15 protein-coding genes and 1 tRNA gene are annotated in these 8,214 nt (G+C 60.5%); 1 reads left to right on the top strand and 15 read right to left on the bottom strand.

Features of this window, described 5'->3' with window-relative positions; genetic code table 11:
• The coding region (locus QZL71_RS03570) for a SpoIVB peptidase S55 domain-containing protein (protein WP_294647782.1) at positions 1 to 729 on the bottom strand (729 nt) is incomplete at its 3' end.
• A 157-nt stretch (positions 730 to 886) separates the two neighbouring features.
• Between QZL71_RS03570 and QZL71_RS03575 the strand changes: the two genes are divergently transcribed.
• A tRNA-Leu gene (locus QZL71_RS03575) sits at positions 887 to 968 on the top strand.
• 83 nt (positions 969 to 1,051) lie between these two features.
• Here the strand turns inward: QZL71_RS03575 and QZL71_RS03580 are convergent.
• The 14 genes from QZL71_RS03580 to QZL71_RS03645 all read right to left on the bottom strand — a co-directional run bounded on the left by QZL71_RS03580 (position 1,052) and on the right by QZL71_RS03645 (position 8,075).
• Positions 1,052 to 1,393 (bottom strand): sporulation initiation factor Spo0A C-terminal domain-containing protein, encoded by a 342-nt coding sequence (locus QZL71_RS03580; RefSeq protein WP_120120044.1) that lies wholly within the window; start codon positions 1,391 to 1,393, stop codon positions 1,052 to 1,054.
• 170 nt (positions 1,394 to 1,563) lie between these two features.
• Complete coding sequence (locus tag QZL71_RS03585) at positions 1,564 to 1,830, bottom strand: phage holin (protein WP_097781834.1); 267 nt, start codon at positions 1,828 to 1,830, stop codon at positions 1,564 to 1,566.
• A gap of 2 nt (positions 1,831 to 1,832) precedes the next feature.
• Complete coding sequence (locus QZL71_RS03590; RefSeq protein ID WP_173012902.1) at positions 1,833 to 2,066, bottom strand: hypothetical protein; 234 nt, start codon at positions 2,064 to 2,066, stop codon at positions 1,833 to 1,835.
• A gap of 13 nt (positions 2,067 to 2,079) precedes the next feature.
• On the bottom strand, positions 2,080 to 2,493 hold the full coding sequence (locus QZL71_RS03595; protein ID WP_120120041.1) for a YcbK family protein: 414 nt from the start codon (positions 2,491 to 2,493) through the stop codon (positions 2,080 to 2,082).
• A 36-nt stretch (positions 2,494 to 2,529) separates the two neighbouring features.
• Positions 2,530 to 2,682 (bottom strand): DUF433 domain-containing protein, encoded by a 153-nt coding sequence (locus QZL71_RS03600; RefSeq protein WP_207698179.1) that lies wholly within the window; start codon positions 2,680 to 2,682, stop codon positions 2,530 to 2,532.
• 5 nt (positions 2,683 to 2,687) lie between these two features.
• Positions 2,688 to 3,071, bottom strand: a complete 384-nt coding sequence (locus tag QZL71_RS03605; RefSeq protein WP_207698178.1) for a hypothetical protein — start codon at positions 3,069 to 3,071, stop codon at positions 2,688 to 2,690.
• Positions 3,068 to 3,370 (bottom strand): hypothetical protein, encoded by a 303-nt coding sequence (locus QZL71_RS03610; RefSeq protein ID WP_154259712.1) that lies wholly within the window; start codon positions 3,368 to 3,370, stop codon positions 3,068 to 3,070. The genes QZL71_RS03605 and QZL71_RS03610 overlap by 4 nt, the downstream gene beginning before the upstream one ends.
• A gap of 18 nt (positions 3,371 to 3,388) precedes the next feature.
• Positions 3,389 to 4,378, bottom strand: coding sequence for a phage baseplate protein (locus QZL71_RS03615; RefSeq protein ID WP_294647784.1), 990 nt, complete (start codon positions 4,376 to 4,378; stop codon positions 3,389 to 3,391).
• 9 nt (positions 4,379 to 4,387) lie between these two features.
• Positions 4,388 to 5,380 carry a siphovirus ReqiPepy6 Gp37-like family protein gene (locus QZL71_RS03620; RefSeq protein ID WP_294647785.1) on the bottom strand — a complete coding sequence of 331 codons (993 nt, stop codon included), beginning with the start codon at positions 5,378 to 5,380 and terminating at the stop codon, positions 4,388 to 4,390.
• Positions 5,381 to 5,391: 11 nt separating this feature from the next.
• Positions 5,392 to 6,255 (bottom strand): phage distal tail protein, encoded by an 864-nt coding sequence (locus tag QZL71_RS03625; protein WP_294647787.1) that lies wholly within the window; start codon positions 6,253 to 6,255, stop codon positions 5,392 to 5,394.
• A 12-nt stretch (positions 6,256 to 6,267) separates the two neighbouring features.
• Positions 6,268 to 6,717 carry a hypothetical protein gene (locus QZL71_RS03630; RefSeq protein ID WP_294647789.1) on the bottom strand — a complete coding sequence of 150 codons (450 nt, stop codon included), beginning with the start codon at positions 6,715 to 6,717 and terminating at the stop codon, positions 6,268 to 6,270.
• A gap of 77 nt (positions 6,718 to 6,794) precedes the next feature.
• Complete coding sequence (locus tag QZL71_RS03635) at positions 6,795 to 7,253, bottom strand: hypothetical protein (RefSeq protein WP_154259728.1); 459 nt, start codon at positions 7,251 to 7,253, stop codon at positions 6,795 to 6,797.
• Entirely contained in the window at positions 7,250 to 7,669 is a 420-nt protein-coding gene (locus QZL71_RS03640; RefSeq protein ID WP_294647790.1) for a minor capsid protein, read from the bottom strand. Before QZL71_RS03640 ends, QZL71_RS03635 begins: the two co-directional genes overlap by 4 nt.
• 4 nt (positions 7,670 to 7,673) lie before the next feature.
• Positions 7,674 to 8,075 (bottom strand): hypothetical protein, encoded by a 402-nt coding sequence (locus QZL71_RS03645; RefSeq protein WP_294647793.1) that lies wholly within the window; start codon positions 8,073 to 8,075, stop codon positions 7,674 to 7,676.
• Positions 8,076 to 8,214 lie beyond the last annotated feature (139 nt).

Raw genomic sequence — 8,214 nt, forward strand, 5'->3', positions numbered from 1 at the left:
GATCTCGCCGCTGCGCAGGGCCACGCTCTCACCGGTGTCGCTGTCGCTGATGGGGTGGCCAAGCCCGGCAAACACCCCGGCGGCATTGTCCACAAAGGTCATGGTGCCTACCCCGGCGGAAGAATCCCGCACCCACATCCCGGCGCGCCACTGCCCGGCGGTGCTGTCCCACACGGGGGTCAGCCGGGTCTGGAATTGCTCACCATTGCGGATGTAGACCACCTGCACCGGCGCGCCTGCGGCCGTTTCCAGAGCATCGTGCACGGCATCGTTCGTCTCGGTCAGGGTGTCGTCCATGCGCACCACCCGGTCGCCCAGCCGCAGCCCGGCCTTCTTGGCGGGGTTCGCGGTGCCGTCCGGGGTGTTCAGGTCGGAAAAGCCCACAATGAGCGCGCCCTCGGAGAACATCTTAACGCCGAAAGGCGTACCGCACACTGTTACCACCGGACGTGTTTCCACCAGAGCGCGCACAGTCTTGACGGGCAGCCACCCGCCAATGGACAAAGTGGCCTGATAGCTGCCCGCAGCCTGCGTGCTGGCCGCGTTGCGGGAGCCAGCGGTGCGCAGCGGCTGCACATAGGCAAAACGGGGCAGGGTAAGGGTCTGGCCGGGTTCCAGCAAAATTTCAGCAGGCAGACTGTGCCACAGCCAGCCCAGCACCGCCAGCGCGGCCACCAGAAGATAAGTTGCCGCAATGCTGCCAGCGCGGCGTAGTTTTGATCTGCGCATCGGCAAAAAGCCCCTTTCCGCCATGGAAAATGATACGATCGTCCGGCGATAGTATGCGCTGTGAAGGGCGGAAATATCAATGCAGTGATTGACTTTTGCCGCCGGAACTGATACTATATTAAGGCGGTTTGGCCGCAGCTGCAGAATAGAAGAATACGCGGGTATGGTGGAATTGGCAGACGCGCAGGATTTAGGTTCCTGTGCCGCAAGGCGTGTGGGTTCGACCCCCACTACCCGCATACAAAGAAAAGCGCGTTGGTTCGTACAGAACCAGCGTGTTTTTTCTTATCATGGTAACACTTTTGGTAACACTATTAAGTTTTCAGACTGCTCTCACCAGCGCATTATACAGCATTTCAATGAACTGCACCGCGCTGGGCGCACCGGTCAGCGGATAGCCTGCCAGCTGCTGCACATACTCCGGGTTTGTGAGCCATGCACCTTTAGCTGCCCGGCGGACAGCGCTTTGAATCGCTTTTGGCTCACATCTTCTGCGGTCGGCGATAGGGGTATAGATATCTTTCTCCACGGCCTGCAGGCGGTCTTCCTGCTCACAGACCAGCTCAAGACACTGGCACAGGATACTGTAGGCGCTCAGATTGCGTGTGATGCCCATCGGGCGCAGCAAATCATTGACCTGAGTGGACAATTCGGAAACGATCATAGTTGACACATCCTTTCTATGCGTCAACTCTAACCGAAAAATACTTAAAATTTACCAATTACGTCGATATACGTCGTAAAGCGTCGAAACACGCCAAACAAAAACAGCCCCGAGGAACCGTCAGGCTCCCCGGGGCTGCTGCTATGTATGGCTATTTTGGGCAGGGCGGCTTACTTCCCCTGTGCCTTCAGCTTGTCGTAGGTCTGGTCTGCCTGAAGGGCTGCAGGGGTGAAGCTGTTGTTCTTCCACCACGCGACCAGCGCGGCCACGGTGGTGATACCGGCGGTGACCAGCTGCTCCACGGTCTGGCTCTCGATGGGCAGCACGGGCTTGCCCAGTGCAGACAGCACCTGATTGGTCAGGGCCAGCAGCAGGCAGGCGGTGCGGGCAATGGTACCTGCGGAGATGGTGGGTGCGTTGTAGGTGTGTGCGTTCATAGTCAGTTCCTTTCTCTTTCGTGTTCGTCTGCTTCTAAATCAGCGATGCGGTGGTTGGCCACCTTCATCTGCTCTTCCAAAATGGGGACGCGGCGGGCAAAATTGTTGTGTTCCCGCACCTCGCGGGTCAGCTCTTCCAGCTTGGTGTCGGTCACGGCCTGACTGCGGCTGTTGGCGATCAGCACGCCGATCAGGGTCACCGCACCGGCAAGGATGGCTGAGATGATGCTTTCCACTGGTCTCACCCCCTCACAGTGTCCACCGGCTCTTGTTCGGGCGGGTGTCTACGTGCACCCAGCCCTTTGCCCGGCCTGCCTTGACCGGGTAGCGGCCCACGCCGCCCCAGCCGGGCATCAGGCTTTCGGCGTAGGCGGCCACAGCCAGCGGGTCGGTGTCCTGCACCTGAATGTCAGCGGCCCGGCCCAGCAGGTGCTGGCTGGATTTAGAGCCGCCCACCTTTGTGTTGTGGCTGGCCGTGCGGTAGCCGCTGGTGATGGTCACCGGCTTGCCGAAGTGCTCCCGGATGCACTGCAGCAGCACCACAAGGCCCTCGTCAATGAGGATGGTGTCGGTGCCGTCGCGGCAGCGGAACTCACGCACACGGAATGCGGGAGAGAGCTGCTTTGCACCATCATTCTTCAAACTGTACTGCTTGATCGCCATATGTATCACGTCCTTTCATAGGATCAAGCCGCGGGCTTATTTTTCCAATTCTGCCTTGATGGCTTCCAGATCGTCCATGGTCAGGGACGGGTAGTCGGCGGCGATGTCTTCAAAGACTTCACCGGCGGCAATGCGGATTTTGAAAGCGCGGGTCATAATGCGAAGTTTGAGTGCGTTCAGGGTTTTCATAAAAATCAGCCTCCAATCAAATCAGCCATCATCAAAATAATATCGTTGTTTGCGGTTTCCAGCGCGTCCACGCGCTCCGGCAGCTTCTCCCGGGCTTCGACCTTTTTGCGTGCTTCTTCCTGCGCGGCCAGCTCTTCGGCGGTGTAGCGGATGTATCTCTGCACCGGCACCTGTTCAGTCCATGCGGCCTGCGCAGGCACGCCCGGCACATCGATGACCTTCCGCACATCCCTGCCGCCGTTGGAGTACTCCGCCACCGTCTCGTAGTGGCTCACTTCCTCCACACCTTCCACAGCCGGGTGCTCCACTGGTTCGGTGTCGTCCACCAGATACCCAAGCGTCAGGTCCGGGTTTTCCACGACCGCGCCGGTCTCGTCAAGGATCTTCATTGTGTCACCTCCATGGGGGTCACATATTTGCCGATTCGCGAGTAAGATACTTTTCCGTCAGGACTTTCAGCCGACAGCATCCACTGTCCGCCGGTCTTGCCGGAGTCACTGCGGTTTACTTTTACGCATCCATTTTCGTCCAGCTGCATCGGGGGCACAAAGCTACCGTCGCTGCGCCGCAGGTGGAGTCTGATTTTGCAGGTTTTCCACTCTTCCGGGATGGCAAAGTGCAGACTGGTCGGGTGACCCTCACTGCCAAACTGCAATGTTGCCACAGTGTCAAATGTCACAGGGATCATCGCTCAAAACCTCCTTTCTCAGGCCACGCGCCGCCAGATGTGCACATAGTAGGCGGCAGGCTGCACGGTGGCGCTGCGGCCGTAGATGGCATTAGACTTGGACGCATCCAGACTGAACTTATATACATCAGAAAAGTTATTGTATTCGCCCGTAGTTGCGATCGCGCTGCCGGCAGTGAATGCGCCGGATACCTTATGTTCACCCTTTTTTACATCCGCGACAAAAGAGCCTGTGATGTTCGGCAGTCCGGCCTCCACGGTGGTGCCCGCTGCGTGGCCGCTGCCAGCACCCATCAGTACCCGGTTCTGCGCAATCTCCTGCCATGTACCGCCGAACAGTGCGGCAGGGCTTGTACGTGCGGTGCTCTGGTAGATGCTGCCCACGGGAAAAGGATCCACGCTTTTCAAGCTTTTCAACAGCGCATCCACCTCGGCACGGGTGTAAAAGCTGCCACCCCTCATGGATTCGATCACGGCCTTCCACTGCTGCACCAGCGTGCCGGTGGGGATGCCATGCACACCATCCCGCATCACGCCGCAGACGGTCTCATCTGCGCGCGTGTCGTAGATGTCGGCGGCGGTAACGGCGGTGGAGCCTGCAGGGCGCTTGATCTCGGCAAGGCAGAGGTCGTAGATCAGCTCGGTGCGGGTGATGGCCGGGGCAGCAGGCCCGGCAGAATTCGGGACACCTTCCAGCACCTGCAGGCTGGTCTTTTTGGCGGCGGCATCGTAGCGCAGCACGATGCGGTCAATGCGGCTGCGTACAGGGTCCGCTTCGGTGAGCACCACGGTGGTGGGCTGCTCCATGATGATGCTGCGGCCCTTGAACCGCGCCGGGCGCACCCATGCCTGACCGGCGCTCACCTGCACGCTCAGGCCGCCCTGTGCCGTGACGGAGAAATCCTCCTCGGCGCTGTACACGCCGCTCAGGCGGGTGGCGAGGTAGCCCGAAGCGTCGTCGGCATCGTAGGTAATGCCGTTTTCGGGGTAAGTAATGATATCAGCCATAAAGTCCTCCTAAGTCTTGTGCCAGGTGGGCGTGCCCAGCCGGATGGTGCGGGTGGTGCCGCTGTCCTCGCTCTGGGTGATGATGTCGGCCACGCGCACCATGGCAGTGTAGCCCAGCTGGGGCAGGCTGGCGCTCAACACGTCGCCCACCTGCAGGGTGTCGTCGTCCACGTCAAACTCGATACTTCCGGTGCGCAGCTGGGCCAGAAGCTTTTCGCCGCCCCGGTCAGCCAGCTTTGCCAGATAGCTCTGGCTGGTGCTGGTCTCGCCGTCCTCCGGCTGCACGTCCCGGGCATCGATGTACAGCTCTCGCCGATCAGCGCCGGTGGCGTTTACATCGCCCACCCAGACGGTGGCGCGCTCGTCACCTTCGCCAGCGCCCTGCACAAGGGCCACGTTGGCGTAATCGGTATCGGAAAAGCTCCACCCGGAATTCAGCAGATTGCCCCACTGGGGGCTGTAGCGGCGGTTTGGGTCGAAGGTGGGCCGGAAGCACTCGAAGAGCAGCTTTTTCTTGCTGCCCTTGCCGTCCAGCACGATGCGGAACCCCAGATCACAGGCCTGCCCGATGGTCTGGCAGTAGTCGAAAATGCTGCCGCCGGAGGTCTGCTTTTCAAAGGTGGTGTCAAAGCCGTACTCGGTGCCCAGCTCCAAACGGGGCCACGGCTTTGCGGCGCTCACAAGGCTGCGCATGGCGGCTTCGGCGTTCTGGTTCTTGATGCTCACCGCAGACACCCGCTTGGTCAGCAGCCATGTTGCCGGGTAGCCGGACACCACAAGGTTTGCGTCCTCGTTCTGGTTGGCGCGGGAGCAGATGCGCATGGGGATGCGGGGGTTCTCGTCGCTGCGCACCAGCCAGCGGCCCTCCTGCAAAAGCTGCAGGTTCTCGGTGGTGGGGCGCACTTCCAGCGTGAAGCTGCCCTCGGAGTAATAGGGACTGTCCCAATAGAGGGACACCCACACGTCCACCCAGCCCACGCGGGCAAGGGTGTCTGCGTCCAAAACGTCCAGTCTCATAACGGTTCGGGCAGGATGCCCGCCTCCATCGGGTAAAAGCTCACGGATGCCTGCAGGTAGCCGGAGCCGTTCTCGGCCTGCATGGAGAGCATGTTATCGCCGGGCTGCAGCTCGGTGAGGGTGCTGTCCTCGTCCAGCTTGGAGAAGATGTTCTCGGTCACGCCTGCCCGGGTCAGAGTGCAGGCCAGCCGGTCAGAGGTGCTGCGGTAGATCTCCAGCGTCTCGTCCGGCTGCAGGGTCAGGCCAAAGCCGATGAAGGCCCCGGTCTGCAGATCCACCACCTTTGGATGCGTCACCGGCATGTCGCACCGCAGGGTGGCCGTGAAGGGCACCGGCAGGCTGCCCTCGTTGCGTAGCACTGCCGCCGTGCCGTCCCGCTTGATGCCGTAGATGTGGCTGTCGTAGCAGACAGGAAAGCGGAACGCCTTTTCGTACCCGCCCAGCACGCTGCTGACGGCGTTGAGGTCGTACCAGAAGGGCTTTTCGCTGTAGAGCATGAGCGAACAGCGCGGCTTCGGCGTGTAGCTGGAAAAGTATGGCGTTTTCTGCAGCACGAACCGGGTGAAATAGTGATCGCCAAAGTACAGGGTGCCCTTGGTGAAGTAGTGCAGCTTTTTGCTGAAATCCCGGGCATTGTCCAGCGCATACGCGCCCCAGAACACCACATCGAGGGTGCGGGACATGCCGGAGACGCTCTGACCCTCCACGGTGTCGCCCACCTGATTGACACCCTGCGCGGTTTTCAAGTCCACGTCGATGCCGTTCAGCGGGTCGAGAAAGTAAGGTGTATCGTAGTCCCAGCCCAGATGCAGGACGGCACCGGCATCTGTCACGATCTTGAGATGATCTTTAAAGAGCATAGTGTCCTCCTTTCATCGTTTGCGGGCCTTGGCCTTGTCGGCTTCCCAGCGGGTCTCGCGGGCAAGGTCGGCGGCGGTCTGAGCTTTGCTCTGGATGTACTGATTGATGGTTGTGTCGCCCTCTCGGTGGTAGCTGCGGGCAGCGGACACCACCTGTGCGGTGCCGGACGCAGCCACGGTGCTACCCAAACGCATGTTGTCGGAAAGCACCAGCGAACCCGCCTGCCGGATCATATCGGCAAGGGCAGAGTTGGTCTTTTCCAGCGCCTTGGTGTTGGCGTTGATGGCATCTTCCAGACTGCCGGTGCCGGTGGTGATATCCACGCTGCCCATGCCGCCGGAGCCGGAGGACCCGCCGGAAGAGCCGCCGCGCCCGGACGAACCTTTCTTACTGAAAGAGCCGCCGATCGAGGCAACGATGCCCGCGATGACGGCAGCAAGGGCTACGCCCGCTGCGATCATCAGCAGAGCCTGCGGAGTGCCAAAGCCAGTAGGGAACAGCGCCGCAGCGATGGCATACAGTCATATCAAAACTCCTTTCATTTGGGCATGTAGTAGGTCAGACGCATTTGCAGCTGCATCTTACAGCTGCCCGCGCTGTTTGTGACGATGTAGCCGCTGTTCGTCACGGCAATGCCGGTAGGGGTCTTGCCCCCGCCGCAGGCCGAGAGGTCGGGCAGGTTATGGCGGGCATCCTGCTGCATGACCCACTCGGTGAGCTGCTCGAAAAAGCCGCTGTTCTGGATGTTAACGGAATCCATCTCGCTGTACTCACCGCGAGACAGAAAGAGGTAATTCTTCGCCATTTCCCAGCCGGAGATGTACTCGGTGATGATGGGATCACCGGGGCTGTCCTCGATGGAAAATGCTGTGGATTCTTCTTCCAGCCCGGCAATGCGGAATGCTGCACCGGTGGCTTCCTGCTCGTCGGCGATCAGCGGGCAGGTCTTGAGCCATGCCCGCAGGGCGGCAATGGTGGGCTTTACGGTTTCGCTCATAAGTGACCCATCCCTCCCCAGAATGTGGTGACAGCCTGTGTGGCAATGTAGGCAATGGCTTCACCGTAATCGGCCAAAGCACGCTGTCCCCAGTAAGAGCCGCGCAGCCCATTTTCACCGTGCAGACATTCGCCTTCAGGGTGAAGATAGAACTGCCTGCGTGCATAAGGCGTGTTATAGACCAGCAAGCCTTCGTCAAACTTGCTGGCTTGATTCACGCTGTTTTTCAATGTGCCGGTATCGAATGGCACGTACTGGTCGATGAGAGCGGCGGCTTTCTGCGCGGTGGCGAACTGTGCTTTCTGCAAAGCAGCGGTTTTCTCTGCGCCGAAATTTGCCCGCCAGTCCAGAGACATCTGCACACCGTCTGCCCGGAAGCGATATCCGGCAGGCTGTTCAAAAATGGGCTTGCTCACAGTCTCAGCTCCCTTCCACGTGCCAGTGGGGCAGCAGCGGCTCCCGGTCGTCCGAGACAGCCGCCGCTGTGCAGCACAGGTGCGTTTTTTCGAGTTTGGCGTACTCGGCTTCGGTCAAGGCAGGCACCGCGCCCTGAATGAGCTTCCAGCCGCGTTTCAGGGTCCAGTGCTTGGCCTTTTCCGCAGCAGACAGCGCCGCCCACTGGGCGTAGGGCAGATAGCCCATGGTGCACACGCTGGCCGGGATGCGGATGTGGGTGGTGCGCTCCGGGTCCTTGGCGGTGCCGGAGCCGGAGGTGGAGCGGCATTCCCGCCAGCTGCACCCCGGGACCACCCAGCACACCGGCCTGGCTGTCTCGGTGGCAGTGTCGTGGATGAGGTTCACAACAGTAACAGCTGTCTGCATCACAGAATCCCCCTGTACAGCAGATCGTGCGGGTCACTGCCCAGCGCGGTACGGATGATCTCATAGGCTTCCTGCCGGGTAGCTGCGGTCACACTGGCATTGCTGCCAAAGGCGACGCTGTAGCCGTCGTTTGAGACGC

The organism is uncultured Faecalibacterium sp. (assembly GCF_900066275.1).
Taxonomy (GTDB): Bacteria; Bacillota; Clostridia; order Oscillospirales; family Ruminococcaceae; genus Faecalibacterium; species Faecalibacterium taiwanense.

Excerpts from the sequence above, each read along its gene's own strand:
- QZL71_RS03605 (WP_207698178.1), bottom strand. The coding sequence starts at position 3,071 with ATGAAGATCCTTGACGAGACCGGCGCGGTCGTGGAAAACCCGGACCTG.
- QZL71_RS03625 (WP_294647787.1), bottom strand. The coding sequence starts at position 6,255 with ATGCTCTTTAAAGATCATCTCAAGATCGTGACAGATGCCGGTGCCGTC.
- QZL71_RS03595 (WP_120120041.1), bottom strand. The coding sequence starts at position 2,493 with ATGGCGATCAAGCAGTACAGTTTGAAGAATGATGGTGCAAAGCAGCTC.
- QZL71_RS03645 (WP_294647793.1), bottom strand. The coding sequence starts at position 8,075 with ATGCAGACAGCTGTTACTGTTGTGAACCTCATCCACGACACTGCCACC.
- QZL71_RS03580 (WP_120120044.1), bottom strand. The coding sequence starts at position 1,393 with ATGATCGTTTCCGAATTGTCCACTCAGGTCAATGATTTGCTGCGCCCG.
- QZL71_RS03610 (WP_154259712.1), bottom strand. The coding sequence starts at position 3,370 with ATGATCCCTGTGACATTTGACACTGTGGCAACATTGCAGTTTGGCAGT.
- QZL71_RS03615 (WP_294647784.1), bottom strand. The coding sequence starts at position 4,378 with ATGGCTGATATCATTACTTACCCCGAAAACGGCATTACCTACGATGCC.
- QZL71_RS03585 (WP_097781834.1), bottom strand. The coding sequence starts at position 1,830 with ATGAACGCACACACCTACAACGCACCCACCATCTCCGCAGGTACCATT.
- QZL71_RS03635 (WP_154259728.1), bottom strand. The coding sequence starts at position 7,253 with ATGAGCGAAACCGTAAAGCCCACCATTGCCGCCCTGCGGGCATGGCTC.
- QZL71_RS03600 (WP_207698179.1), bottom strand. The coding sequence starts at position 2,682 with ATGAAAACCCTGAACGCACTCAAACTTCGCATTATGACCCGCGCTTTC.
- QZL71_RS03630 (WP_294647789.1), bottom strand. The coding sequence starts at position 6,717 with ATGATCGCAGCGGGCGTAGCCCTTGCTGCCGTCATCGCGGGCATCGTT.